Consider the following 24,531-nt stretch of genomic DNA (forward strand, 5'->3'; position numbering starts at 1 on the left):
GGGACTGCTGTTCACCACAGACCCGCGCAATCCTTTAGCCATCCTGTGGCGGGCGCTTCGACGCCCTTGCATCCAAACCGCACGGATCGGGGCCGATACACAAAGTTCTGGACCCTCCCCGAAGGTCTGCGGCCTTAAAGCCTTGTGGCCCTTTGCCATTCTAGGCATGTCAGAAGATACGAACGCGCATCCGCCGAAAGTCTCGCGATCCCCGCGTGACGGGCGAGATCGAGCACCGGATCTTCGCTTCGGCTCAACTCGGTTGCGTGGCGCTCGTAAAGTTCGGCGATTTCGGCCCGGGAAATGTCCCGGATCGCGCGATCCGTCCCCGCGCGGAACGCCAGCCTGTCGGTCTTCGTGCCGGAGACCCAAAGGAAATCAACGTCTCCCTCGCGATATATTTCGACATGGCCAAGAGCTGCGGACACTTGCTCGGAGATCCGCCGTCCTGTCCGTTGCCAGCCATGGCGCCCCGACACACGCTTGCCGAGTAAGGCCACTGGCATAGGGCCCTCTTGCCCGACGATCTCCGCGATCATCTTTTCGAGAATGGGAATGTAATCGGCATCATAGAACCTGCTTGGATCGGGAATGATCTCGGTCGCATCATTGGGCTCCACGATACCTGCCTGCGCGCCGCTGGCAAATTTCGGCGGCTGACGGGCGGGTGCGGGGGATGTCCTGACCTCTTGCGGCACCGGCGTTTCGGCGGAGACGATTTTGTTACTCTCGTCCGCATCAACGTCCGTGTCTTCTTCCTCCAGCGTTTCCACAAACTTGGCCTCACGTTCGGCCTCGTCTTCCGCACGTCTGGCCCGATCCGCCTCGAGATGCGCGCTCAGTGCGGCATGAATACGCTCGACCACAGTGGCAGGGTTGCGGAACCAGTCGGTCGACCAGATCCGGAAGATCGTCCAGCCAAGGTTCTCCAGCACCGCCTGCCGCACCTTGTCACGGTCCCGCGCTGTGGCCGAGCCGTGATAGGTCGCGCCATCGCATTCGATCCCTGCAAGGTAGACGCCCGCGTGATCGGGATGCACAACGCCAAGGTCAATCCGGAAGCCCGAGACGCCGATCTGCGGACGCAACTCCCATCCCTTGGCCTCGATCGCCAGCTTGATCGCGGCCTCGAAGACATTCTCGACCGGACCAAGCGAGCCATTATCCTGCGCCGGAAGTGCCACCGGACCGCGGGCCGCAAAATCGAGGAAGCCTTTGAGATGTTTCACGCCAATGGCTTTGGTCCGGGTCAGGTCGATCTGGTCCGCGCGGATCGAGGCGAAAACATGCAGCTCGGCTCTGGCCCGCGTGACGGCAACGTTCAGACGCTTTTCGCCGCCGTCACTGTTGAGCGCCCCGAAAGCCATCGAGAGCTTGCCCGCATGATCGGGGCCGAAGGTGATGGAGAACAGCATGACATCACGCTCGTCGCCTTGGATGTTCTCGAGGTTCTTCACGATAACCGGCTCTTCGCGCGCATCCTCGAAGAACCATTCCAGATCGGGGTTCTTGCGGCGTTCCTCGTCGAGAAGATCGAGGATCAGCCCCTGTTGTTCGGCATTGAAGGTGATGACCCCGAGCGTCAGCCGCTCTTCTTCCGGCCAAGCCAGCCATTCGTTGAGACGGCGCACTGTCATGCGGACAATCGCGCGGGCCTCTGACTCGTTGGTCCGTCCCATGCCCCGCCCGTAGACACCATCCACCTGATGCAGTTGCACCGCGTCCGACACCGTCGCCGGAGAGGGAAATGTCACCAGTCGACCGCTATAATAATGCCAGTTGGAAAAGGCGATCAGCGCCTCGTCCCGGCTGCGATAGTGCCAGTCAAGCTGCTGCGTCGGAATCCCTGCTGCGGCAACCTCGTCCAGAATGGAGGCCAGATCGCGCTCTGTTTCCGGCAGATCCTCCTCTCCGGCATCGCTGCGTCCGAAGAAATTCGTAGGCGGCAACTGTTTCGGATCTCCGACAATGATCGCCTGTTTGCCCCGTGCGATCGCACCGATCGCGTCCCACGTGGTGATCTGGGAGGCTTCATCGAAAATCACCACATCGAAGGCGGCCTGTCCCGCAGGCAGATATTGCGCCACGGAAAGCGGCGACATCAGCACGCAAGGCGCCAGCTTGGTAAAGGCATCGGGCATTTCCGAGATTAGCTCCCGGATCGGCATGCTGGGCCGTTGCAGCCCCAGCTGATGGCGCAATGTGCCCAGTTCCGAGCGGCGCGCGACGGCGTCTTGCGCGGGCAACCCGTGCTGGATGCGGGAGAGAACCTGATCCGCCGCCATGGAGGTCGCCCGATCATCCAGCTGCCTGAAGCGCTTGATCGCATCCTCATGCGACCAGTGGGAGAATCCGCGCAGCTCGGGCTGGGCATCCATGGCCTGCGGCAACCACCACGTCGCATAGGCAGAGGTGAAGGCAGCTTCGATATCGTCCTCGATCTGCCCCTCTTCCACAGCCAGAACCAGCGCCTCAAGCCCCGCGCCCGTGGCCTGCGTCCGTATTTCGACCCAACGGGTCCAGTCCTGTAGATGCGCCTTGTTGTCCTGAATGACCTGCAAAGCTGTCAGCACATCGGATAGCGCCATACCGTCGGGCGATACCTGCGCGATCTGCGCGAAGGCATCGGCATGTTCCTTCCACACACCCTGCCTGTGCCGGAAGAACGTGATCGCGTCTCTCAGGCCGCCGCTTTCCCTCGCAAGGCTCTGGCAGGCCAGATCCCACCGAACGGGATCGGTGACCATCGGCGTGACTTGGGCAATAGCCGCGTGTAACGCGCGCGCTTGATCGACCCATGCGCTCAGCTGTGCGGTATCCGTTTGCACGCCTTTGACCACAGGACACCCGTTGAGTGGCGTGGCTTCAATACCGGCCCTGATACGTTTGGCATCGGCCAAAGCGACGATATCGGTCTGCGGATCGGCACTGCCCCCCTCGGCATAGGTCTGCAATAGCTTGCGAACCGAAGATTTGGCAAAGGCCGAGAACGGCCACATCTTGGTCTGCGCGAGCCGCCAGTTGGCATCAAGCTGATCCAGCGGGATACTGTCCAGCCGATCCATCGGATAGCGCCCGGACGTCCGCGCGGCGGCGTCCCTGTAGGCGGTAAGGTTTTCCGTAAGCGCCTCTGTCTGAGCCTGTAGCTCGCGGACATCGCGCTTGAGCGACCAGCTGACATCCGCACCGCTTTCGGGGATCGACGACAGAAGCACAAGCGGTTGAAGCTCTGACGTATCGCCCGCACCTGTCCACGCCAGCCCCGCTTGATGCGCAAGCGCCTCTGCCGCCTCGGACAGCTCTTGGGTGGCGAGGCTCAGTTTCGCGCCGCGCTCCAGAAGATCGGCCTGCCAGCCGAAGGACCATTCCGCCGCCTCGATCAGCGGCAGCGGCGCACGGCCTGCGATGATGTCATGGCAGCGGCCAAGCGCCTCGGCCAGCTTTCGCAAATGCATGTAGCTCTGTGCATCATGCGCGTCTTTATTGGCGAAAGACAGGCTGAACGGTTGCGCCGGACCAGCGGCTTTTCCGATGGCCTGAAACACGCTGAAGCCTTGCGTGCCCTTTGCATGCAAGGCCGCGACATAGGCGTTCAGCTGTTCGCGGGTGACCGTCAGGTCATCTGTCACCCTGATCCACTCGGCCTCAGAAGCACTGCTCGCCCGCGCCCAGCTGCGGCCCAGTTGCGCCAATACCGATTTCCGGTCGGCCTTGTTGGAATGCAACTCCAGCACCGCATCGCCCAGTCCGTGCGAAGCGAGACGCCGCTGCACCACATCCAGCGCGGCCGATTTCTCCGCCACGAAGAGAACGGTCTTCTGCATGGCAAGGCATTGAGAAATGATATTGGCAATCGTCTGGCTCTTGCCCGTTCCCGGCGGACCGATCAGGACAAAATCATGCCCCTCCTGCGCGGCCAGAACCGCTGCAAGCTGCGAGGAATCCGCAGGGAGCGGCGTGAACAGATCACGCGGCGCAAGCCTGCGGTCCACATCAACCGCAACCGGTAACCCGGGCGCCCCTTCGGCCAGAAACGGTTCTGTCGGGTTGTCGACGAGGTGCCTCACCAAGGCGCTTTCACGCAGGCCATCCGTGCGCTCGACCAGATCCTTCCACATCAGGAACTTGGCGAAAGAGAAGGTCGAGAGCGCCAGATCCTCGACCACTTCGAACCCCGCAACATCGCGCACCTTGCGGCGCATGATCTCGAAGATACGCGGCAGGTCGAAACCACTCTCGTCGCGCGGCAGTTCGCCCTCCAGTTCGGGCACCTTAAGGTCGAAGTCCCGCTTGAGGAACTCCAGCAGGGTAGTGTTGAAGCGCACGTCATCTTCGTGATGTTCGATCACGAATTCCGACTGGGCAGACTTACGCGAGATTTTCACCGGCACCAGAAGGAGCGGCGCCCGATAGCTGCGGGTATCCCCTTCGGTTTTTTTCCAGCGCAAGAAGCCTGCCGCAAGGAACAGCGTGTTCGTGCCGCCCTCCTGCAGGTCGCTCTTGGCACGCCGGTGCAGCTCCAGCAGCCGACGCTCGCTTTCCCTGCCCGTCAGTGGTACCGCAATCTGGCCCTTGGCAAACGCGTCCTTCGCCACTTCTTCAAGGAGCTTGGGCTCGTCTTTTGCCAGAAGGTCACGCGTGCCGACCGGATCTTCGTCCTTGAGCGCAAGCGCGCGGAACTTCCTGCCCTCTGCCAGCTGGTCCTCGAGCGCCGAGACATCGGGACAGAGCAAGGGAAGCGTCTGCTTGCTGTCTTTGAAGTTCAACAACCGGTTGCGCAAGGACAGATCCAGCAGCTTGCGTTGCCAGCGCGAGATCCGGTCCGCAGGGGTCGAGGCGGCCTCCTCGATCAGTTCGCCCGGCAGAAGCCCCAGATCAAGCGGTCGTGGCAAAGCCGCCGGACTTGCAACGACCTCCTCGGCTTCGGCCTCCGGTGCGGAGCGATGGCTGGCAAGCGGGCGGATGCGCGCGGCCCGCGCCCGCCGGATGTCGATTGCCATGACAAAGTTATGTTCATTGCGTTCCGACACAAGATCTCGCGCCGTATCAACCGCCTGCTCGAATCCCACGCTGGGCCGATGCGTCAGCAAGGTGGTTTCCATGACCACGAATTCACGCGCCTCGATGGCTTTGCGGACTGTCATCACATCAGGCTCGCTGATGCTCCCGAAGTCGCGTCCGGTCAGCCAGACACCGGTCCAGGCGTGGCCTTCGGAGAAAAGAACAACCGGATTGAGGCCCGCTGCCTCGAAACAGCCCGCCAGTAGGAGGGCCGTGTCGAGGCAGGTCGCCAGACCCTCGGATTTGATCCGTCCGGGATCGCGGATCTTCTGGCCGTTCAGTTCGAAACTTGCAGGCGGGACCGCATAAGTCAGCCCCATACCCGTAACCGCCGACCAGATCGCCCCTGCCAGCATCCATGATCGGGACGGGTCGCCGGATTGATAGCCATTCATCGCGCCGCTCTGCCCAGCACTTTCCAGCAGCCGCCCGGCGTCTTTCAGGACAGCTGCGACGACCGCATCATTCGGAGAGACGAAAGCTGCCAGCAGATGCGCCATGTCGCCAACACCGCCCCATTCGTCACGTGCAAGCATCTCGATCGGATGGCATTCGTCGAGCAGCGCCGCCCCATCCTGTTTGACGACAAATCGCAGCTCCCCCCGTTCCGCCTCGTTGAGCCCCCCAAGGAGCTGTGTATCAAGCGGCGTTTCAAGGTCAGGCAACTGCTGATTTTGGCCGGGCATCAACCGGTCCACCGTCCAGATTTTCGGGCGGATCAATCCGGGGCGACAGGACAGCTCGAGGGTCAGCTTCTCCAGCGGCACATCTGTCAGGTTCTGCAGCGCAACCTTCTTCAGCACGGAAACGCCATTCTGGGAGGATGCAAAATTCACTTTCTGCGCGACGTCAAGCTCCAACGCGACTTGGCCGCGCGTGTGTTCCTCAGCCGTATCAAATGACATTTTGCGCTACCTGGTTCTTAAAATCATAAGCCAGTCAGACATATAGGATAGAAACTGTCAATCGTCGCGGCGGATCCTCCGCATGGTGGCATCCGTGCGGTTCGTGTTTCGGTTGTGTTCTGGACGCCTGATGCCGCGTGCCTAGTCCTATAGGTGAGGCAAGAACCTATCAGCGTTTGCTGCCCAAGCTGGGTCTGGCTGATCCGGAGTTCGCCGCCATGCACTCTCCCGCTGATTGGACCGTGGCGCGTGTCTAAGCCCAAGGCCGCCATGATCCGCGCCTCGCGACAGACAGGACGGCTACCTATGGGCGGCTTTTGCGCAAGTGCCAGACATGATGTGCGAAGAGCAAGCGGCAGAGACAGGAAGCCGATCGGCGCTCTGCGGCGGATCGGGCTGGCCATGTTACTATAGCTTATGATAGGTCGGCACAGAGACGTTCGGGCCTTTGTGCCAGATCCCTGCCATACCTATTTCGATTTGATTTTGACAAGGTTGCCATGTCACAGCTTCTTTCTCCGCTTTCACTCGCTGTTTTTGCGGCTTTGGGACTGTTGTCTCTGGCCATGCTGACGGTGGCCCTTCGCAAACTGGCGCAATTCCGCAAGATGGGCGTCGGCGGGGGGCATAAGGCAGAGGCCGCGCTGGATCTGTGGCTTGCGGGGCGCGTCAACGAGGCGGTTACCGCCGCGCGCACCCAGAAGACCGTGCTGGGGCGTGTTCTGGCCGGAGTGATCTCGGGGCTTCAGGCCCGCCCGGGCGATACCGGATTTGCCGAAGAGCTGGGGCGCCAGACCGCGCTTGTCGAACTGGCGCGGATGGGGCGGTACATGCGCTTCCTTGATATCTGTGTGCAATCGGCCCCGATGCTGGGGCTTCTGGGCACGGTGCTGGGCATGATCGACGCCTTCGCCACGCTGTCGGTCACGCAGGGGATGGCCGATCCGGCCAGCCTTGCCGGAGGGATCTGGACGGCGCTGACGACCACGGCGGCGGGGCTGGCTCTGGCGCTGGTGGCAAGTTTCATCACCACATGGTTCGAAAGCCGCATCGATCAGGAACGGATCATGGCCGAGGCGCTGATTTCCGCGGCGATCTACGGGCGGGTTGATCCGGCGCATAAGGGATAAGGCCCGATGTGTGCGGCCCGTCCCCTTCTGCCGCCTCCGCCGCGCCGCACGCGTCGCGTGGCGCTGACGCCTCTGGCGGATACGATGTTCCAGCTTCTGATCTTCTTCATGCTGTCTTCGGGCTTGACCCCCTATTCGCTGCTGGGGCTTAGCGGTGCCTCGGGGGCGGGTGGCCAGACCATGACCGCATCCGGCACGGGGCAGGGGGCGGCGCAACCGGCGCGAGGTCGTGATCAGGACCAGCGGCTCTGGCGTATCGGCGCGGGCGATGTCGAGACCAATGGCCAGCATTTCCCCTTCGCCCAGATCGACGCTCTCGCACAGGCGCTGGCGCAGCAAGAACCGGTGCCGGATGTCGTTCTGGTGGCGCGCGCCGAGGCGCATGTGCAGGATGTGGTGACCGTTATGGCGCGGTTGCACGCGCAGGGGCTGCAGAATGTGCGGCTGGCCATTGATGCGGAAGGTGGTCGCTGATGGCGCGCAAATCCCCGCTTCTGCCGCCTGCCCCCGCGCGCGAAAAGCCCGATATGGCTTTGGCAATCGTCAATGTGGTGCTGCTGCTTATCATGTTCTTTCTGGCCACTGGGGCGCTGTTCAACCGCGCGGCGCCCAGCAGCGTCAGCCTGTCGCAGACCACCGATCTGGCGGTGACGCAACTGCCGAAACCGCTGCTGGAAAAACGTCCCGATGGCGGGCTGTATCTGGATGATGCGCCGGTGACGCCCGACGCGCTTGGCAACGCGCTTGCGCCTGTCGGGGATGTGTATGTGCTGATCGACAAGACCGCGCCCGCTTTCGAGCTGACCTCGCTGCTGGCACTACCGGGGCTGAGCGGCCATGATATCGTGCTGGTGACGGTCCATAGTCAACCGGAGGCGGGGCCGCAGCCATGAGCTATCTGCCTTATTCCTTCGGCGGAAACAGGGGCTGGGTCTATCGCGATTGGGCTTGGGCCGGTGTGGCGGCTTTGGGCCTGCATGGCATGGCTTTGGGCGGACTTTGGTGGGCGCTGACCTATGCGCCCGCGCCTGCGCCCGATACGCCCGAGCCCGCCTTCACGATCAGTTTGCAGCGGCTGGACACCGATACTCTGGCGGGGATGTCCCTTTCTAACGGAATCGCCAATGGCGATGCCGGTGCGGGCACGCGCCTGCCCGACCCCGAGAAGGGCGCCATGCCCGAGGTCGCCCCCATGCCTGCGACCGACCCCGCCGCCGTATCGCCGCCTTTGTCCGAGACCGCGCTGACCGCGATGCCGGAGCCGCCCGAGGACACGCCGTCTCCTGAGGCAGGGCCCGAGAATGTGCCGGATACAGGGTCGGATATTGGGCCGGAAACGGGTTCTGAAACGGGATCGGATGCCGTCAAAGTGCCGCCAGAGACACAGCAGACCCCCGAAGATCCGCCGGTTGCTTTGGCGGAACCTGCCTCGCGGACGTCGCCTTTGTTGCCAGCCGAAGGCGAAGCCGTGGGGGCGGGCGGGGCGGCTGTGGCGCCTGCTGCGCCAGAGCCGGAAGTTGCATTGCCCGTGCCGCAGGACGGGGCTGCAGATCCGGCGATGTCGCGGGCGGAAGATCCCGAACCATCGTCCGATCCGGATGTGGCACAAGAGCCCAGCGGCGCAGGGAATGCCGCCGAAACGGTCGGGCCTGACGGGACAGGGGCGGTTGCCGCGCGGGCCATCGACCTGGCTGCGGGCGACCTGATCCGCAAAATCCGCGAGACCCCGCAGCCCGACTGCGTGGTGGCCCTGCCGCGGCGGACCTTGCAGGGCGGGCTCGGGCTGGAAATGCTGGGCGCCTCGGAAACCCTCATGGAGCAATATGGCGCCGCCCTGTCCAAAGGGTTCGGCACCGAGGATGCCCCGCTTGTGCAGACGCGGCGTCTTGTCGACCCGCGTCAATGCGCGGCGCTCGATTTCGTGGCCCATAGCCCGAACTACCCCGCGACACGTCTTGGGGTCTCGCTTGAGGCCAGTACGACGGCAAGCGGTGGCTGGTTGCGGGGCGGGGTGCGCGGCACTTCGGGCCGGTATGTCGTGCTGATGCTGGTGGACACCAATGGTGTTGTGCAGGATCTGCAGCGTTTCAGTCTTTTTGGCGAGAATCGCGCCGATTTCGCGGTGCCGGTGACACGGGTCGGTCCGGCGCGCGACACCTCCTATCTGGTGCTGGCACTGGCCAGCGATGAACCTCTGGCGGCCTTGCGCGGCAAGTTGGGCCATCTGGCCAAGGATGTGATGCCGCTTGCCGAGGCCGCCATGACCCCGGGCACCGCTTTGGCCATCACCAGTTTCGACCTTCGCTAGGCGGGTGCTGGTGCGCGCCCTGTCTCGGAACTGAGACAGTTTTCAGGTGGGAGTATGGTTTTCGGGCTTTGAAATGCCGGAAATTGGGTTGCTCAAATTAGTTACGTTATAACATAAATAATCCCTGAGGCGGGGAGGACCCAGGCCGCCTTACAAAATCTCTGGGAGGAGAAATTTATGTCTTTCAAGCAGCTTGCGGATCGCACCTATAGCTTTTTCATTCCGAATGTCAGTCTGATCGGCCCGGGTGTTTCGGCCGAGGTTGGCCCGCGCGCGAAGGCCTTTGGCTATAAGAAGGCGCTTTTAGTGACCGATAAGGGGATCGTCGCCGCTGGTATTGCCGACCAGATCGTCCGGCAACTGGGCGAGGTCGGTATCGAGACCGTGGTTTTTGACGGGGCCGAACCCAACCCGACCGATCTCAATGTGCATGACGGGGTCAAGGCCTATCAGGGCGGGGCATGTGATTTTATCGTCTCGCTCGGGGGCGGCTCGGCCCATGACTGCGCCAAAGGCGTCGGGCTGGTGACTGCGGGCGGTGGCCATATCCGCGATTACGAGGGGATCGACAAGAGCACGGTTACGATGACGCCGCTGATCTCGGTCAACACCACGGCGGGCACCGCCGCCGAGATGACCCGCTTCTGCATCATCACCAATTCCGATACGCATGTGAAAATGGCGATTGTCGACTGGCGCTGCACACCGCTGATCGCGATTGACGATCCGCGCCTGATGGAAGGCAAGCCTGCCGCGTTGACGGCGGCCACGGGTGTGGACGCGCTGACCCACTCGATCGAGGCCTTCGTCTCGACGGAAGCCAACCCCATCACCGATGCCTGCGCGGAAAAGGCGATCAAGCTGATTTCCGAATATCTGCGTCCGGCGGTGGCCAATGGCCAGAATATCGAGGCCCGTGACGCGATGACCTACGCGCAGTTCCTTGCGGGTATGGCCTTCAATAACGCCTCGCTGGGCTATGTTCACGCCATCGCACACCAGTTGGGGGGCGTTTACAACCTGCCTCACGGCGTGTGTAACGCGGTGCTTCTGCCGCATGTCTGCGCCTTCAACCTGATCGCGGCTCCGAAACGCTATGCGCAGATCGCGCAACTGCTCGGGGTCAATACCGAAGGCATGGATGATATGACTGCCGCGCGGGCCGGCCTTGATGCCATCCGTGATCTGACCGTGTCGGTCGGGATTCCGTCCGGACTGGAAGAGCTGGGCGTGAAGCGGGAAGATTTCGAGCTGATGGCGCAGAATGCCCAGAAGGATGCCTGCATGCTGACCAATCCGCGCAAGGCCTCGTTGCAGGAGGTGATTGCCATCCTCGAAGCCGCATACTGAGTGTATGTTCCGGGTCCTCCGCCCGGGATGTTTCCTTTAAGTGGTACCTCCGACGGGCCGGGAGATGGTTTCATCTCCCGGTCTGCCGCATTGAGGCGACAGGAACCGGATGTGGAAAAGCCAGCCCCGAATGCGGCTGGCGGCAAGAGCTTTCCCGACCGGATGGAACCGGACCACGTGCGGGGCGGTGGCGATCTCGGGTAGGGCCGGAGGAAATGCGGAGGAAACGGGGTATCGGGCGCAGGCCGTCTGTCCCGAGGGCCGCAGCGCCAAGCCGTGGCGGTCTTTGCACGGGGATTGGCGCGGGGGAATGGCGGACCAAAGCCCGAGCGTGGCGGTGCCAGACAAGGCCGCTCTGCTGGGGCTGGTCAATCCTGTCTGGAAAAAACCAGAGGCTCAGCCAGAGCTTCAGATCGTGCCGAAGCGCTGGAACTGGCGGTATTTCGCGGTCGCTGCATAGGCATAGGAGCGGACGCGATCTGCCACGCCCTTACGGGCGGATGCGGGGGCCACAAAGGTATCTGCAAGCGTCCAGTCCGTGCCGGTGGCTGCGTCTTCCGATGTGATACGCACATAGTATTGACCGTTTTCGACGATCAGTTCGAAAGGTTGTCCATCGAGTTCGCCGCTGGCGCGATGGTTGTTCAGTTCAGTCAGTTTCAATCCCATTCGGATTTCCTTTTTTTATTATATGCTCGTAAAGCAAGCTTGGTGTGTTTCGTCTTCCTGCAGGTTGCAGAGGGAGGACGAGAAGAGTATGCGCCCCGAAACTTTCCAAATTGGAAACAAATCCATGACAGTTTCATGAATTTTCCAAGCTGGCGAGCCGGAGAACAATGTGCCGTGCATCCCGAAAGATGTTTCTGACACAGGCGGTAAATGCCCGAACTGGGCCGGAATGCGGCGCAATCGGGACCTTACCTGACATGCCGCCTGAACAAGTGGTTTGCTTGATCTTTGGCGCGGGGCACAACCTCTGCCCACCATGTCATTGCAAGATTTGGGGGCTTTGGCTGACAAGTCAAGATTTTTTCTACATAAATCGCAAAATACTTCTGTCAGCGCTCACAGCATTCCCGCGGCATGTGTGTCGCAATTTCTTGTCCGGACTGTCACGAAACTTTTTCATGGGCTTATTAACTCCTTGCTCACGAATTACCTTTGAGGATCGCCAAGATGAGCAAGCTGCCGCCACACAAGATGCCCGCAGATGAATGGGACGAGCTGCATTTCCCCCGTCCGGAAGAGAATGACTTCGATCGTGTTGTCGAACGCGCAATCTCGCGCCGTGGTTTCCTGAGCGGGATCGTAGCCTTTGGTTCGGGCGCGGTCGCGATGGGGGCGGGGCTTCTGAATTCGACCTCGGCACAGGCGCAGGCCGTGTCGCGCTTCCCTTTCACGCCGATTGACGCGCAGACCGATATGACCGTCCACGTCCCCGAGGGCTGGAACTGGAAGCCGATGGTCAGCTGGGGCGATGCCCTGTTCGAGGATGTGCGCGGGTTCGAGGCCACCACAGGTGTGTCGCTGGCAGACTCCGATAAGGTCTTTGGCGAGAATACCGACGGTATGGAGACCTTCCAGATCGGCGGGCACGAGATCCTTGCCGTGAACAATGAATATGTGAACCCCGAAACCAACCTTCCCCACACCAAGGACGGCGTGCCGCAATCGGCTGAGGATGTGCGGATGCTGCAGAATTTCCAAGGTGTCACGGTGATGGAAATCGCCGAAGGGCAGGGCGGTTTCGCGCCGGTCAAGGGATCGCGCTTCAATCGGCGGCTGCATCACAATGCGCCGATGACCATGTCCGGTCCGGCAGCGGGTCATGCGCTGTTGCAGACGGCTGCGGATGCCGAGGGCCGGAATGTGCTGGGCACGATGGGAAATTGCGGGGCGGGCAAAACCCCGTGGGGCACCTATCTGACCTGCGAGGAAAACTTTAACGGCTATTTCGGTGGCAAGGCCGAGGGGCTGTCGGATCTGGTGCAGGCCGGTTACGAACGGTACGGGCTGGCAGACGAAAGCCAGTATGGTTACGAGAAATTCGATGCGCGCTTCGATCTTTCGCATAACCCCAACGAGCCGCATCGCTTCGGCTGGGTGGTCGAGATCGATCCGACCAATCCCGATAGCACGCCGGTCAAACGCACCGCTCTGGGCCGTTTCAAGCACGAGAACGCCGAGGTGACGCTGGCGCCCGACGGGCGTGTGGTGGTGTATCTGGGCGATGACGAGCGCGGCGAGTTCCTGTATCGCTACGTGTCGACCAACCCCTATGTCGCGGGTCAGCCGACGGATGGTCTTCTGGATGACGGCACGCTTTATGTGGCCAAGTTCAATGATGACCAGACCGGCGAATGGATGGCGCTGACGCCGGAGAGCACCGGCATGGATAAGGCCGAGATGCTGATCTTTGCGCGTCAGGCGGCCTCGAAGCTGGGCGCGACCACGATGGACCGTCCCGAATGGATCGCCGTCAACCCCTATGCGGTCGAGGCCTATTGTTGCCTGACCAATAACAAGAACCGTGGTGTGAAGCCCAATGCCGGTGGTGACGAGACCCCCGTTGGTGGCCCGAACCCGCGTCAGGCCAACCATTACGGCCAGATCGTACGCTGGTATCCCGACGAGGATGACCATGCGAAGGATACGTTCAGATGGGATCTGTTCGTAATGGCGGGCAACCCGACCGTGCATGGCGATGCCTATGCCGGCTCGAAAAATGTCACGCAGGGCAATATGTTCAACTCGCCCGACGGGATGACCTTCGACAGCGCGGGCCTGTTGTGGATCCAGACCGATGGCGAAGACAGCAATGAAGGTGATTTCGCAGGCATGGGCAACAACCAGCAACTTGCGGGCGATCCCGTCACCGGCGAGATTGCGCGCTTCCTGACCGGCCCGACGGGCTGCGAGATCACCGGCCTGTGCTGGTCGGCAGACCGCCGCACGATGTTTGTCGGCATCCAGCACCCCGGCGGAAGCTGGCCTTCGGACAGCGGCCTGCCGCGTTCGACCGTGATCGCGGTCAAGCGTGACGACGCCGCGCTGGTTGGCTGAGCCATCGCCCTATGGCCGCCCCTTCCCGCGCGCTTGGCGGGGAGGGGCGTTTTATGTCTAGGCCTTGGCGACCACGCGCAGCATCTGCGCGGGCGCTCCTTGGGTGATCTCGAACAGCCGGTCGATATTGGGATGCGCCCCGGGGCGGGCCTTGGCATCAAGGCTATGTTCGGCAAAAAGCGCGATGGCGTAGGTTGCGGCCTGTGCATCCAGCGCCCCGAACATCTGGGCGAGATAGTGATAGACGGCAAGCGAGCCCTGTTTGCCCGGCTGGTTCTCGATGCGGGCCAGAACCGTCCCTGTCGCATCCAGCAATTCGATATGGCTCAGCCCGTCGATGGGTGGCAAAAGCGCCAGATTGTCTTTGAAAGAGGCGGTGGGGGCGATCATGGGGACATCCTTTCATCATCATCGGTGGTTCCGCCCATACCAGCTTTGCGCAGGCGAGCCTAGCTGCCCGAGAGCAAGACGACCCCCAGCACCAGAATGGCGCATCCTGCCAGACGTGCCGGACCGACAGCCTCTTTCAGCAGCACCATTCCCAGCAAGGCCCCGACCATCATCGAGCTTTCGCGCAGCGGGGCCACGAGGCTGAGCGGTGCCCCATGCGCGATGGCGGTGAGCACCAGAATATAGGCCAGTGGCGAAAAGAGCCCGATGGCCGCTGCCCGTCGCCAGTGCCCCCGCATGCGCTGACCTGCAAGATGGCGGTTTTTCAGGGCCAGAGGAGCCAGCATGGCCACGCGCATCAGGTTGCACACCCATTCCAGCAGGACAGGTGCCACCCCCAGCAGCTTGACGGCGGTCGCATCGGTCAGGGTGTAGCAGGCAATCAGGCTGCCGGTGAGCAGCCCCCAAAGCAGGCCCGTCCGCCCCTCCGGTCGCCAGAACATCGCCAGCCGTCCTTGTGACGCGATCAGCACGATCCCCGTCACCACGCAGAGCATCCCCGCGATGCCCGTGAGGCTGGCAGGCTCTTGCAGCAGAACAAACGCCCCGAGCACCGACAGAAGCGGCCCCGTCCCGCGGGCGACCGGATAGACGACCGACAGATCGGCCTTGGCATAACCTTGTTGCAGGCAGAGATTATACGCCAGATGGATCAGCCCGCTGGCCACCATCACCAGTAGCCCCGTGAGGCTCGGGCCGGTGGCATCAAGGTCTGTGGCGCTTTCCGCAATGTGGCTGCGCCAGAAAATCCAAACCACCCAAGGCGTGTAGATCAGGCAGGCGCAGGCCGAATAGGCCAGCACGAAAACCGGTCCGGCCTGAGCCGCCCGTTTCGCCAGCAAATTCCAGCCCGCGTGAAGAAAAGCGGCGCAGAGCACCAGAAGAATGGCAGATAGCGTCATGGAGACCCCCTTCATGCGCCCGAAAACGTGCTCGGGCGTTGGTTGATCTCGACGTCTCCGCCTCTGGGATTTTATCCCTCGGGTGCAGCCAGAGGATATGGCCTCCGGTCTCTGCAACGCTCGGTCGCTGACGGCGCATAGCGCCCGGAACCCTAGTTGCCACTCGGTCGATAGGGGCAGGCTAGGTCAAAGATCCCGACAGGTCCAGCCGTCGGAGGAGTTTTTCTCTTGGTGGCGCGATACAGATAGAGTGGGCGCCGATCATATGGCCTCTTGCACTCTGTGACGGGATATGATTTGTTATAGTATAACATAACAAAAGATGACATAAAGGATGGGCCTACCATGTCAGTCGAAGATACCCGCTTGCCGGTCACGGTGCTTTCAGGTTTTCTGGGCGCCGGAAAAACGACATTGCTGAATGCGATCCTGAACAATCGCGAAGGCCGCCGTGTGGCGGTGATCGTGAATGATATGTCCGAGGTGAATATCGACGCCGATCTGGTGCGTTCGGGCGGGGCAGAGCTGAGCCATGCCGAGGAGAAGCTCGTCGAGATGACGAATGGCTGCATCTGCTGCACCCTGCGTGACGATCTTCTGGCCGAGGTGCGCCGTCTCGCGGAAGAAAAGCGTTTCGATTATCTGCTGATCGAAGGCACCGGTATCGCCGAGCCGCTGCCTGTGGCGGCGACTTTCGAGTTCCGCGATGAAAACGGCGACAGCCTCTCGGATGTGGCGCGGCTTGATACGATGGTGACCGTGGTCGATGCGGCCAACCTGCTGAACGACTATTCCAGCCATGATTTCATCGCCGATCGCGGCGAAAGTCTGGGCGAGGGCGACGAGCGGCGGATTGTCGACCTGCTGGTTGACCAGATCGAGTTCGCGGATGTGGTGGTGCTGAACAAGGTCAGCGATGCGGGGCCTGCCAAGGTGGATGCGGCGCGCAAGATCATCACCTCGCTGAACCCTGATGCGCAGATCATCGAGACGGACCATTCGCAGGTTGCGCCCGAGCGTATTCTCGACACGGGCCTGTTCGATTTCGATACCGCGCATGACCACCCGCTCTGGGCGAAAGAGCTGTATGGTTTTGCCGATCATGTGCCGGAAACCGAGGAATATGGCGTGTCCTCTTTCGTGTATCGCGCGCGTTTGCCCTTCCATCCGCAACGCATCCATGATGCGCTGAACGGGCCGCTGCGGGGGGTGATCCGTGCAAAAGGCCATTTCTGGCTTGCGACCCGCCCCGACTGGCTGGCGGAGTTCTCGCTGGCGGGGGCGCTTTCGGCGGTGCGACCGATGGGGATCTGGTGGGCATCGGTGCCGCAAGATCGCTGGCCCGACAGCCCCAGCGCGCGGCAATATCTCGAACATCACTGGGCCGAACCCTATGGCGACCGCCGTCAGGAACTGGTGTTTATCGGGGCGGGGCTCGACAAGGAGGGGATCACCAAGGCGCTTGATGCGGCCCTTGTCGACCCCGAAGAGTGCCCGCCGCATCGCTGGGCCGACCTGCCCGACCCCTTCCCGCGCTGGCGTCAGCCCGAAGCGGCCTGATCCATCCGTTTTGTCTTGCGGTCCCTATGCCGCAGGGCGAGCCCGCCCCCGCGACACTCCCTCGCGGGGGCGTTTTTATGCGCTTTTGCCTTTGGTCCGCGCGGATTGCGGGGCGGACGTAACGTTTTTTCTTTTTTCTGTAGGAGGTTAGGCGCTGGTTGCTAGGCTTGTCTGGCGCAGGGCAAGAAAAGGGCTTGATGCCTTTCATAATATCGATAATAAATTTACGAGATATGAAATATTGGGTTTTTGTCGATAATGTCTACTACAGCCAGCACTTGGACCAGCCAGGCCGCAAAGTCTCTTTATGATATGCCGCTTATGGATCTCCTTTTTCGCGCTCAATCGGTGCATCGGGAGAATTTCGATCCTAACCAGATCCAGACTTCCCGCCTTCTATCGATAAAAACCGGCGGCTGTGCCGAGGATTGCGCCTATTGTTCGCAATCGGCGCGGAACGGCTCGCAGCTTTCCGCTTCGAAGATGATCGAGGTGGAGCGTGTTCTCAGCGCGGCCCGCAAGGCGCGTGACGGAGGGGCCACGCGGTTTTGCATGGGGGCGGCATGGCGCGAGCCCAAAGAGCGCGACATGGACGCCCTTGTGGCGATGGTCGAAGGGGTGCGCGGTCTGGGTATGGAAACCTGTATGACGCTTGGTATGCTGGATGACAGTCAGGTGATCCGCCTGCGCGATGCCGGTCTCGATTATTATAACCATAATATCGACACCTCCGAGCGCTATTATCCCGAGGTGATCACCACGCGTAGTTTCGCTGACCGGATCGACACCCTCAACCGCGTGAAAGAGGCGGGGATCAAAGTCTGCTCGGGCGGTATTCTGGGGATGGGCGAGCATGCGCAGGACCGCGTCGATATGCTGGTCACTCTGGCCAATCTGAACCCTGCGCCCGATTCCGTGCCGATCAATATGCTGATGCCGCAGGCGGATACGCCCTTGGCAGAGGCCAAGCCGGTGGACCCGATCGACTTCGTGCGGCTGATCGCGACGGCACGGATCATGATGCCGGCCTCCTATGTGCGGCTTTCGGCAGGGCGCAGCGAGATGAGCGACGAGATGCAGGCCTTGTGTTTTCTGGCGGGTGCGAATTCGATCTTTGTGGGCGAGACCCTGCTGACGGCAGAAAACCCCGAAGAGGACAAGGATGCGGTCCTGTTTGCCAAGCTCGGCTTGCGTGCCGAGACAATGGCAGGGCGCTGCGAGACAAAAGCCGCAGAGTGAGGGCGGCGCAATGAAGGCTCTCGCGCGTCTGGACGATATGCTCGGCCATCTGGAGGCACGCCATCGCCGCAGGGTTGTCGCGCCACGTCAGGGGGTGGATTTTGCCTCGAACGACTATCTTGGCCTGACCGGCTCGGCCTTTCTCAAGGAAGCCGCGCTGCGGGTTCTGGCGCGCGATGTGCCTCTGGGCGCGGGGGGCTCGCGGCTCTTGCGCGGCAACCATCCCGAACACGAGGCGCTGGAGGCCGAAGCCGCCGCCTTTTTCGGTGCGCAAGCGGCGCTGTTCATGGGCGGCGGTTTTCAGGCCAATCAGGCGATCTTCTCGACGCTGCCTGCGGCGGGCGATCTGGTGGCCTATGATGCGCTGGTCCATGCCAGCGCCCATGAGGGCTTCCGGCTGGGGCGGGCCGACCTGCGCAGTTTTGCCCATAATGATGTCGAGGCGGCCCGCCAGACGATTGCGGACTGGCGGGCATCGGGGGGGCGCGGGCAGGTCTGGATTGCGCTGGAAAGCGTTTATTCGATGGAGGGCGATCTGGCGCCGCTGGCTGCCTTCGACCGCCTCGCACAGGCGGAGGAGGCGGTGCTGGTGGTGGACGAGGCCCATGCCACCGGGGTGTTTGGCCCGTCGGGGCGCGGGTTGGCGCATGGTCTGCAGGCCGAGGTTCTCAGCCTGCATACATGCGGCAAGGGGCTGGGCGTTTCGGGCGGGCTTGTCTGTGGCGCGAAGGTTTTTATCGATAGTCTGATCTCCCGTGCGCGGCCTTTCATCTTTGCCACCGCGCCGGCCCCGTTTACGGCTGCACTCTTGCGCGAGGTTCTCGCGCATCTGGCCGCAACGCCTGCCTTGGTGGCACAGACGCAGGCGCGGATTGCCTTTGCCCATGATCAGGCGCGGCTGCACAGGATCGACCGCGCCGGACTGCACAGCCAGATCATTCCGGTGATACTGGGCGGGGATGCGCAGGTGATGGCATGGGCCGATCGTTTGCGCGGGCAGGGGTTCGACCTGCGTGGGATCCGCCCGCCCACCGTTGCGCGCGGCACGGCGCGGCTGCGGATCTCGGTGACGGGCAATGTCACCCCTGCCGAAATTGCCGCCCTGTTCGAAACCCTCGCCGCCTATCAGAAGGAGGCCGCATGAGCGCCGTCATCGTTACCGGAACCGATACCGGCATTGGCAAAACCGTGTTTGCCGCAGGTCTGACAGCGGCGCTTGGTGCGCAGTACTGGAAACCTGTCCAGTCGGGGCTGGAGGAGGAGACCGACAGCCTGATCGTGTCAAGACTGGCAGGGGTGACGCCTCTGCCCGAAGCCTACCGCCTGCGCCGCCCCGCCTCGCCGCATCTGTCTGCCGAGGCGGAAGGCATCGAGATCGATCCGGACCGGCTGGCCCTTCCTGCGGTGGACGGGCCGCTGGTGGTGGAAGGCGCGGGGGGCGTGATGGTGCCGCTGACGCGCAAAGCCTTCTTTCTGGATATGTTCCGGCTCTGGCAAGCTCCGGTGATCTTGGTGGCGCGCACGGCGCTTGGCACGATCAACCATACCGCGCTGTCGCTTCTGGCGCTGCGTTCGGCGGGCTGTTCGGTGATTGGCGTCGCGTTCGTGGGCGATCCGGCCCCCGATGTCGAGCAGAGCATCGTGGACACCTGCGCCATTCCCCGTCTGGGCCGCCTGCCGCTGCTGCCCGATCTGGGGCGCGACAGCCTTGCCCGCGCCTTTGACGGCATCGATCTTGCCACCATCCGGAGCCATCTGTGACAGCCCTTGCCTTTGACGCCCGCCATCTGTGGCATCCCTATACCAATGTGCTCGATCCCGGTCCGATGCATCTTGTCACCGAGGCCGAGGGCGTGTGGCTGACCCGTGCCGATGGCGGGCGGATGATCGATGCGATGTCCTCGTGGTGGTGCGCGGTGCACGGCCATCGCCATCCCGCCATTACCGCAGCGATGCACCGCCAGTTGGACCGGATGCCGCATGTAATGTTTGGTGGCCTGACCCATATGCCCGCAATCGATCTGGGCCAGCGCTTGGTGGCGCTTCTGCCTGAGGGGCTGGACCGGCTGTTCTATTGCGATAGCGGTTCGGTCGCGGTGGAAGTGGCGCTGAAGATGGCGGTACAATACCAAAGGGCGATGGGCCATCCGGAGCGGGCCGAGTTTGCCACGATCCGTGGTGGCTATCACGGCGATACATGGAAGGCGATGAGCGTCTGTGACCCGCAGACGGGGATGCACAGTCTGTTTCAGGGCGCGCTCTCGATCCAGCATTTCCTGCCGCGTCCGCCGATTGCCTTCGGGCAGGACTGGTCTGCCGATCCGGCACAGAACGGGCTGGGCGCGCTGGAGGTGCTCCTGTCGCGGAACGCGCATCGGCTGGCGGCGCTGATCGTGGAGCCGGTGGTGCAGGGGGCGGGGGGGATGTATTTCTATCACCCCGCGTGGTTGCAGGGCGCGCAGGCGCTGTGTCGGGACTATGGCATTTTGTTGATCCTGGACGAGATCGCCACGGGGTTCGGGCGCACGGGCAGGCTGTTTGCGGCCGATCATGCCGCCGTCACCCCCGATATCCTGTGCATCGGCAAGGCGCTGACCGGCGGGCATATCAGCATGGCGGCGACCGTCGCGACCGAGGCCGTCGCCCGTGGGATCGGGGAAAGTGCCGCCAATGTGCTGATGCATGGCCCGACCTATATGGCCAATCCTCTGGCCTGTGTGGCGGCCATTGCCAGCCTTGAGCTTTTGCACGAACGTGATTGGGCGGCCGAGGTGGCGGCCATTTCGCGCCAGCTTGCGCAGGATCTGGCCCCCGCGCGGGACTTACCGCATGTGGTCGATATGCGGGTTCTCGGGGCCATCGGCGTGATCGAGATGGACCGCCCCGTCGATCCGGATCTGGCGCATCGGCGGGCGTGCGAGACGGGCGTGTGGCTGCGTCCCTTCGGGCGCAACATCTATTGCATGCCGCCCTTCGTGATCACCCCTGCCGAATTGCGCAAGGTCAGCACTGCCATGCTGGAACTGGCGGAGGGAGCCCGATGAAAGGGCAATGGCTCGGGCCACGGAAGCACCGCGACCTGCTTCTGGTCTTTGGCGGATGGGCGCTTGGCGCGGCGGCTTTTGCGGGGATGGTGGGCCAGACCGATGTGCTTTTGCTGGATGATTACAAGGATCTGACGGTCGATCTGCCCCCGCTGGAGGGATATGCCCATATCGATCTTCTGGCCTATTCCTTCGGCGTTGCAGGCGCGGCGCATTGGTTGGCGGAACAGGGATTGGTGGGGCGGGGTCTTCGCCTCCGTCGCTCTGTCGCGATCGCCGGAACCCTGACCCCTGCATCGGTCACCTCCGGCATACCGCCCGAGCGGGTGCGGGCCACTGCCGAGGGGTTGACGGCGGCGACATTTGCCACCTTCTGCCGTCGCGCCGGACTGGCAGGCCCTGCGCCGCAGCTTGATCTGGAGGCGGCCCGTGCCGAATTGCTGGCGGTGATGGCGCGCGGCCCTGCGCCCGCCTATGCCTTCGACCGGATCTGGATTCCCCGCCGCGACAGGATCGTGCCGCCACAGGCACAGGAATATGCGTGGCACTCCCGCGCTGCGGCTGTGCGGTTTGTCGATGCACCCCATGTGCCGTTTCGGGCGGGGCAGGACTGGCAGGACTGGCTGCAATGAGCGCACTTTTGTCCCAGCGGGTGCAGCGCAGCTTCAGCCGCAGCTTCCACAGTTATCACGAAGCGGCCTGCCCGCAGGCGCGGATTGCGGATCTGCTGGTGGGGGCGCTGGCCCGTGCCGGTGCACCGGCGCGGTTCGGCTCGGTGCTTGAACTCGGTTGCGGCACGGGGCATCTGACCGCGCGGCTGCAACGCCAGTTCGATTGTCCCCAGATGACGCTCAATGACCTTTCCCCTGCGGCCTGCCAGACGGCACGGCAGTATGGAGCGACGTTCCTCTGCGGCGATGCCCTCGCGCTCGACTGGCCCGAGGTGCCCTCGCTTATCGCGTCGGCCTCGATGATCCAGTGGCTGCCCGACCCTTTGGCGCTGGTGCGACGGGCCGCGCGGGCCTTGCCGGAGGGGGGGTGGCTGGCGCTTTCGGGCTTCGGGCCCGGGCATTTCCGTGAACTGTCCGCGCTCGGCTCGCAGGCACAGGCCCCTGGGCTGTGTCCTCGCCACGCTCTGGCCGCAGCCGTGGCGCCCGATCTAGACGTTCTGGCCTGTGGCGAGGATCTCTTGCCGCTCTATTTCCCCTCGCCGCGCGAGGTCTTGCGTCATTTGCGCCGCACAGGGGTCAACGGACAGGCGCGGCAAAGCTGGACCCGCGCCCGCCTTGCCCGTTTCGAGGCCGCCTATCGACAGCAGTTCGGCACGGCGCAGGGGGTGTCGCTGACCTATCAGGCGGTGTGGATCGTGGCGCGCAAACCGGTCGGAGCTGCCCCGATCAGGAAAAGCGCATCAGATGGCGCTGCATCACCGTGCGGGCACGTGCGGCATCGCGGGCCTTGATGGCGCTGAGGATCGCGGCGTGGTCAGGGTCGTCCCTGCGGCGCCATTTGTCGCTATAGCGGGCTTTGAAGTGCCGCGCATACAGCAGTTGGAGGTTGCTGATCTCGCTGACAAGGCGCGGCATGTGGCAGCCTGCGATAATCGCCATGTGGAAGCCGCGATTGGCCTCTTCCCAATCTTCGGCGGTCGCGGCGGCATTGCAGGCCTCGTGCAGATGTTCGATCTCGGCAATCTGGGCGGGGTTCAGATACGGCACCGACCGCTCCAGCGCCAGCGGCTCCAGCGCGTGGCGCATCAGACGCAATTCCTCGATCGCATCCTTGTCGATCGGGGTGACGCACATGCCGCGACGGGGCAGGCTGATGGCCAGCCCCTGCGAGGCCAGCCGCAGCAGGGCTTCGCGGGCGGTGACCTGACTGACCCCGTATTCGCGCGCGATCAGATCCTGACGCAGCTTTTCGCCCGGGGCAAATTCGCCACGGATGATGCGCGTGGACAGTTGCTGGGCGATAGTATCCGATTTTGTGGTTGGCTGATAGGACACTCTATCTCCCTTGAGAGGCGGCGGATGGGCAGGTTCTAGCTGATTACAACGGCGTGACAGATCGGGCAACCGAGCAGAGGCCGATATTCCACATCCCCCGCCCGTCGGAGGAAAAAGACAGCATCTTTCCCGCGCCTGACGCCGCATTACACCCTATCCCCGCACGACGAGCCGCGCAGGACGCGCGGCCCTTGGTGCGGGGGGGGCGGGGCGGGAGCTAGGAGAGCCTGTCTTTCAGCCCGAAATACATCCCCACCAGAGGCAGGAACCACGGTTTGCCGCTATACATCGGGATGGTGGGCCATTCCAGCCCGGCCAGCGGGTTGGTTCCGGCGCGTCCCAAGGCCATATCGGCCAGCGCCTGCCCGACCAGCGTCGACATCTGCGCCCCGTGGCCGGAATAGCCCATGCCGTAAAGCAGACCATCGGTTTCGCCCGCGCGCGGGTAACGGTCTTTGGTCATGCCCACGAGCCCGCCCCAGCAATAGTCGATCTCCACCGGAGCAAGCTGGGGGAACAGGCGCAGCATCGCGCGGCGCAGGATTGCGCCGGATTTCGCGTCGGAGGCCTGATCCGAGCGTGCCGAAAACCGCGCCCTGCCACCGAAGATCAGCCGGTTATCGGGCGAGAGCCGGAAATAGTTGCCGATATTCATCGAGGTGACATAGGTCCGGTTGGCGGGGGCGATGCTGGCCGCCTCTGCGGGGCTCAGCGGGCGTGTGGCGATGATGAAGGACCCGACCGAAATCATCCGCTTGCGGAAATAGCTCAGCGGCGCCTCGGGCACGACCCCTCCGTAAGCCCCTGTGGCAAGGATCACACGGTTGGCCGACAGGGTGCCGCGCGGTGTGAGGATGTCCCAGCCCGTCGCGGTTTTGCGCCGCGCCGTCATCGGGGCATATTCCCAGAGTTTCGCGCCGTGGCGGTGACAGGCCTCGGCCAGACCGTTCACATAGCGCCCCATATGCATCATCGCGCTTTTTTCGTAGAGCATTCCGGCATGGAAGGCGTCCGAGCCGATCTCCTGTGCCAGTCCCGGCCGTTCGATCCAGCGGGTCTCGGGGTCGACCTCGCGGTGGATCAGCTCGAAATTCGCCCGCAGCCCCGCCACATGGCTCGGTTTCGAGGCCAGTTTGAGCTTGCCCGACCGCCGGAAGTTGCAATCGATGCCCTCTTCGGCCACCAGCGCCTCGATCATGTCGATCGAGCGGTCATAGGCTTTGTAAAGGCGGTGTGCCTGTTCGGCCCCCAGATGTGCCTTGGCGTCGCCATAACCATGAGCGATGCCATTATTGAGATGCCCGCCATTGCGCCCCGATCCGCCCGCGCCCACATGGGCGGCGTCCAGAACCGCCACATGGACACCTTCCTTCGCCAGTTTGCGTGCGGCGTTCAGGCCGGTGAAGCCTGCGCCGATCACGACCACGTCGAACTGCCCCTCGACCGCGCCGGATTGGGCATGGGCGAAGGGGGTCGATGTGTCATGCCAGTAGGAGTGATAATCCATCTCTTC

At 62.9% G+C, this 24,531-nt stretch carries 19 protein-coding genes; 13 read left to right on the plus strand and 6 right to left on the minus strand.

Features of this window, described 5'->3' with window-relative positions; genetic code table 11:
* Positions 1-134 precede the first annotated feature (134 nt).
* Positions 135-5,966 carry an anti-phage protein ProA gene (proA, locus tag AC2ISB_RS15925; RefSeq protein WP_486577191.1) on the minus strand — a complete coding sequence of 1,944 codons (5,832 nt, stop codon included), beginning with the start codon at positions 5,964-5,966 and terminating at the stop codon, positions 135-137.
* Between the two features lie 500 nt (positions 5,967-6,466).
* Here proA and AC2ISB_RS15930 point away from each other — a divergent pair, with 500 nt between their 5' ends.
* The 5 genes from AC2ISB_RS15930 (at position 6,467) to AC2ISB_RS15950 (ending at position 10,754) form a co-directional block, all read left to right on the plus strand.
* Complete coding sequence (locus tag AC2ISB_RS15930) at positions 6,467-7,096, plus strand: MotA/TolQ/ExbB proton channel family protein (protein WP_486577192.1); 630 nt, start codon at positions 6,467-6,469, stop codon at positions 7,094-7,096.
* Between the two features lie 6 nt (positions 7,097-7,102).
* On the plus strand, positions 7,103-7,570 hold the full coding sequence (locus tag AC2ISB_RS15935; RefSeq protein WP_486577193.1) for an ExbD/TolR family protein: 468 nt from the start codon (positions 7,103-7,105) through the stop codon (positions 7,568-7,570).
* Positions 7,570-7,989 (plus strand): ExbD/TolR family protein, encoded by a 420-nt coding sequence (locus AC2ISB_RS15940; protein WP_330647206.1) that lies wholly within the window; start codon positions 7,570-7,572, stop codon positions 7,987-7,989. Before AC2ISB_RS15935 ends, AC2ISB_RS15940 begins: the two co-directional genes overlap by 1 nt.
* Positions 7,986-9,404 carry a hypothetical protein gene (locus tag AC2ISB_RS15945; RefSeq protein ID WP_486577194.1) on the plus strand — a complete coding sequence of 473 codons (1,419 nt, stop codon included), beginning with the start codon at positions 7,986-7,988 and terminating at the stop codon, positions 9,402-9,404. The genes AC2ISB_RS15940 and AC2ISB_RS15945 overlap by 4 nt, the downstream gene beginning before the upstream one ends.
* Positions 9,405-9,581: 177 nt before the next feature.
* Positions 9,582-10,754, plus strand: a complete 1,173-nt coding sequence (locus AC2ISB_RS15950) for an iron-containing alcohol dehydrogenase (RefSeq protein ID WP_339109545.1) — start codon at positions 9,582-9,584, stop codon at positions 10,752-10,754.
* Between the two features lie 408 nt (positions 10,755-11,162).
* Here AC2ISB_RS15950 and AC2ISB_RS15955 read toward each other — a convergent pair whose 3' ends face one another.
* Entirely contained in the window at positions 11,163-11,423 is a 261-nt protein-coding gene (locus tag AC2ISB_RS15955) for a hypothetical protein (RefSeq protein WP_330647203.1), read from the minus strand.
* Positions 11,424-11,930: 507 nt separating this feature from the next.
* Here AC2ISB_RS15955 and AC2ISB_RS15960 point away from each other — a divergent pair.
* Entirely contained in the window at positions 11,931-13,817 is a 1,887-nt protein-coding gene (locus AC2ISB_RS15960) for a PhoX family protein (RefSeq protein WP_330647202.1), read from the plus strand.
* A gap of 57 nt (positions 13,818-13,874) precedes the next feature.
* Here the strand turns inward: AC2ISB_RS15960 and AC2ISB_RS15965 are convergent, their stop codons facing one another.
* Both AC2ISB_RS15965 and AC2ISB_RS15970 read right to left on the minus strand, forming a co-directional pair.
* Positions 13,875-14,207 carry a DUF2322 family protein gene (locus AC2ISB_RS15965; protein ID WP_486577195.1) on the minus strand — a complete coding sequence of 111 codons (333 nt, stop codon included), beginning with the start codon at positions 14,205-14,207 and terminating at the stop codon, positions 13,875-13,877.
* Between the two features lie 59 nt (positions 14,208-14,266).
* Positions 14,267-15,169 (minus strand): EamA family transporter, encoded by a 903-nt coding sequence (locus AC2ISB_RS15970; RefSeq protein WP_486577196.1) that lies wholly within the window; start codon positions 15,167-15,169, stop codon positions 14,267-14,269.
* Between the two features lie 345 nt (positions 15,170-15,514).
* Between AC2ISB_RS15970 and AC2ISB_RS15975 the strand changes: the two genes are divergently transcribed.
* The 7 genes from AC2ISB_RS15975 (at position 15,515) to AC2ISB_RS16005 (ending at position 22,474) form a co-directional block, all read left to right on the plus strand.
* Positions 15,515-16,729 (plus strand): GTP-binding protein, encoded by a 1,215-nt coding sequence (locus tag AC2ISB_RS15975; RefSeq protein WP_339109548.1) that lies wholly within the window; start codon positions 15,515-15,517, stop codon positions 16,727-16,729.
* Positions 16,730-16,987: 258 nt separating this feature from the next.
* On the plus strand, positions 16,988-17,968 hold the full coding sequence (gene bioB / locus AC2ISB_RS15980; protein WP_330647198.1) for a biotin synthase BioB: 981 nt from the start codon (positions 16,988-16,990) through the stop codon (positions 17,966-17,968).
* A gap of 10 nt (positions 17,969-17,978) precedes the next feature.
* Entirely contained in the window at positions 17,979-19,112 is a 1,134-nt protein-coding gene (locus AC2ISB_RS15985) for an aminotransferase class I/II-fold pyridoxal phosphate-dependent enzyme (protein ID WP_486577197.1), read from the plus strand.
* The gene (gene bioD / locus AC2ISB_RS15990; RefSeq protein ID WP_330647196.1) at positions 19,109-19,729 is read left to right on the plus strand and encodes a dethiobiotin synthase; all 621 of its coding nucleotides are present in this window, start codon (positions 19,109-19,111) and stop codon (positions 19,727-19,729) included. The genes AC2ISB_RS15985 and bioD overlap by 4 nt, the downstream gene beginning before the upstream one ends.
* Positions 19,726-21,012 (plus strand): adenosylmethionine--8-amino-7-oxononanoate transaminase, encoded by a 1,287-nt coding sequence (gene bioA / locus AC2ISB_RS15995; protein ID WP_486577198.1) that lies wholly within the window; start codon positions 19,726-19,728, stop codon positions 21,010-21,012. The genes bioD and bioA overlap by 4 nt, the downstream gene beginning before the upstream one ends.
* A complete protein-coding gene (locus tag AC2ISB_RS16000; RefSeq protein ID WP_486577199.1) occupies positions 21,009-21,644 on the plus strand; it encodes a pimeloyl-ACP methyl esterase BioG family protein in 636 nt (211 codons plus the stop codon). Before bioA ends, AC2ISB_RS16000 begins: the two co-directional genes overlap by 4 nt.
* On the plus strand, positions 21,641-22,474 hold the full coding sequence (locus tag AC2ISB_RS16005) for a methyltransferase domain-containing protein (protein ID WP_486577201.1): 834 nt from the start codon (positions 21,641-21,643) through the stop codon (positions 22,472-22,474). Before AC2ISB_RS16000 ends, AC2ISB_RS16005 begins: the two co-directional genes overlap by 4 nt.
* On the opposite strand, the gene AC2ISB_RS16010 is transcribed toward AC2ISB_RS16005, so the two are convergent.
* A complete protein-coding gene (locus AC2ISB_RS16010; protein ID WP_330647193.1) occupies positions 22,410-23,018 on the minus strand; it encodes a GntR family transcriptional regulator in 609 nt (202 codons plus the stop codon). The genes AC2ISB_RS16005 and AC2ISB_RS16010 overlap by 65 nt on opposite strands.
* Positions 23,019-23,235: 217 nt before the next feature.
* Positions 23,236-24,525: an NAD(P)/FAD-dependent oxidoreductase gene (locus AC2ISB_RS16015; protein WP_330647192.1), complete on the minus strand. Its 1,290-nt coding sequence runs from the start codon at positions 24,523-24,525 to the stop codon at positions 23,236-23,238.
* Positions 24,526-24,531: the final 6 nt, after the last annotated feature.

It is taken from the genome of Thioclava sp. NS-SX20, assembly GCF_057380695.1.

Coding starts and splice junctions, on each gene's coding strand:
- AC2ISB_RS16015 (WP_330647192.1), bottom strand. CDS start 24,525: ATGGATTATCACTCCTACTGGCATGACACATCGACCCCCTTCGCCCAT.
- AC2ISB_RS15960 (WP_330647202.1), top strand. CDS start 11,931: ATGAGCAAGCTGCCGCCACACAAGATGCCCGCAGATGAATGGGACGAG.
- AC2ISB_RS15965 (WP_486577195.1), bottom strand. CDS start 14,207: ATGATCGCCCCCACCGCCTCTTTCAAAGACAATCTGGCGCTTTTGCCA.
- AC2ISB_RS15955 (WP_330647203.1), bottom strand. CDS start 11,423: ATGGGATTGAAACTGACTGAACTGAACAACCATCGCGCCAGCGGCGAA.
- AC2ISB_RS16005 (WP_486577201.1), top strand. CDS start 21,641: ATGAGCGCACTTTTGTCCCAGCGGGTGCAGCGCAGCTTCAGCCGCAGC.
- AC2ISB_RS15935 (WP_486577193.1), top strand. CDS start 7,103: ATGTGTGCGGCCCGTCCCCTTCTGCCGCCTCCGCCGCGCCGCACGCGT.
- AC2ISB_RS15940 (WP_330647206.1), top strand. CDS start 7,570: ATGGCGCGCAAATCCCCGCTTCTGCCGCCTGCCCCCGCGCGCGAAAAG.
- AC2ISB_RS15945 (WP_486577194.1), top strand. CDS start 7,986: ATGAGCTATCTGCCTTATTCCTTCGGCGGAAACAGGGGCTGGGTCTAT.
- bioB (WP_330647198.1), top strand. CDS start 16,988: ATGTCTACTACAGCCAGCACTTGGACCAGCCAGGCCGCAAAGTCTCTT.
- AC2ISB_RS15975 (WP_339109548.1), top strand. CDS start 15,515: ATGTCAGTCGAAGATACCCGCTTGCCGGTCACGGTGCTTTCAGGTTTT.
- AC2ISB_RS15985 (WP_486577197.1), top strand. CDS start 17,979: ATGAAGGCTCTCGCGCGTCTGGACGATATGCTCGGCCATCTGGAGGCA.
- AC2ISB_RS16000 (WP_486577199.1), top strand. CDS start 21,009: ATGAAAGGGCAATGGCTCGGGCCACGGAAGCACCGCGACCTGCTTCTG.
- AC2ISB_RS15930 (WP_486577192.1), top strand. CDS start 6,467: ATGTCACAGCTTCTTTCTCCGCTTTCACTCGCTGTTTTTGCGGCTTTG.
- AC2ISB_RS15950 (WP_339109545.1), top strand. CDS start 9,582: ATGTCTTTCAAGCAGCTTGCGGATCGCACCTATAGCTTTTTCATTCCG.
- AC2ISB_RS15970 (WP_486577196.1), bottom strand. CDS start 15,169: ATGACGCTATCTGCCATTCTTCTGGTGCTCTGCGCCGCTTTTCTTCAC.
- proA (WP_486577191.1), bottom strand. CDS start 5,966: ATGTCATTTGATACGGCTGAGGAACACACGCGCGGCCAAGTCGCGTTG.
- bioD (WP_330647196.1), top strand. CDS start 19,109: ATGAGCGCCGTCATCGTTACCGGAACCGATACCGGCATTGGCAAAACC.